Below are 1,064 nucleotides of genomic sequence, written 5' to 3'. Positions count from 1 at the left end.
TTGAGGGTCATGGCGATGTGCCGGTGGCCCAGGATCGCCTGCAAGGCCGCAAGGTCCCCGGTCTCTTGGAGGAACACGCTCGCGAAACGATGTCTCAGATCATGGCATCGCCACGGTACCTTGGCCCGTTTTGCTATGACGGCGAAGCGGCTGGCGAAGTGGGTGTACCGCTGACCCTCCTCCCCGTGCCAGAACACGTAGCGACGATCACGATGCTGGGGTGTGCCGACAATTGTGCCGAGCGCATCATCGCTCAGCGGGATGGTACGCGGCGAGGAGGTCTTCGTCTTCCAGAGTCGAATTTCCCTGCGCTCAATCGAGACCTGCTTCCATTCCAGGCTGCATGCTTCTTCCTGCCGCATGCCAGTCTGAGCCAATAGGCGGATCAGCAGGCCGATCATCGGCGGCGCATGCGCAACGAGGCGCTCGACCTCTTCCTCACACGGGTAGGAGGTTCGCGGAGGTGCCTCTCGTATGTGCTTTTTTGAGAACTGTCGCACGGGATTAAGCTCGATGAGGTCCCAGGCAACCGCACACGAGAACATGCTACTCAGAGTCGCCAAATCTCGCCGAATGGTCGCTCCGGTAACCCCCTCCTCTTTTCGCGTGGTGACAAACTCACCAAGCATGCTTTTGTTGATTTCGTCTAGGAAGAAGCTGCCGAAGCGCGGCGTCAGGTGCTTGAAGCTCTCTCTGTATCGAGCCTGAGTTGAGGGCTTGAGGGTCGGAAGGTACTCTGATCCGAAGCGATCAAGGGCATCTCCGTAAGAGCAGCGAGGACGACCTCCGCGGCCAATGCGTCGGTGCTGTTCGAGGAGATGAGCAAGGTACTGTTGTGCGACAGCCTTCGAGGATGTTCGAGCCGAGCGTCTAACTTCTCGACCCTGCCACTGAAAGCGTACCCAATACGTCTCCTTCCCGGAGCGCCCACGCTTATAGACAGATGCCATTCATTCCCCACCGCCAGCCCGAATCGCCCAGACTCGCACGGCTTTGAGAAGGGGCAATCCGTCAATTCCACGTAGTTTCGGCTGATCGTCGCTACGTGTTCTGGCACGGGGAGG

The 1,064-nt window shown here is 59.0% G+C and carries 1 protein-coding gene; it reads right to left on the bottom strand.

Going from position 1 to position 1,064, the window contains the following annotated elements:
• A partial coding sequence (locus FVE89_RS26370) for a site-specific integrase (protein ID WP_161393120.1) occupies positions 1-401 on the bottom strand: 401 nt, incomplete at its 3' end.
• Positions 402-1,064 lie beyond the last annotated feature (663 nt).

Source organism: Methylobacterium sp. 2A (assembly GCF_009806555.1).
In the GTDB taxonomy this organism is placed as follows: Bacteria; Pseudomonadota; Alphaproteobacteria; order Rhizobiales; family Beijerinckiaceae; genus Methylobacterium.
This window is presented reverse-complemented; position numbering and strand designations above follow the sequence as displayed.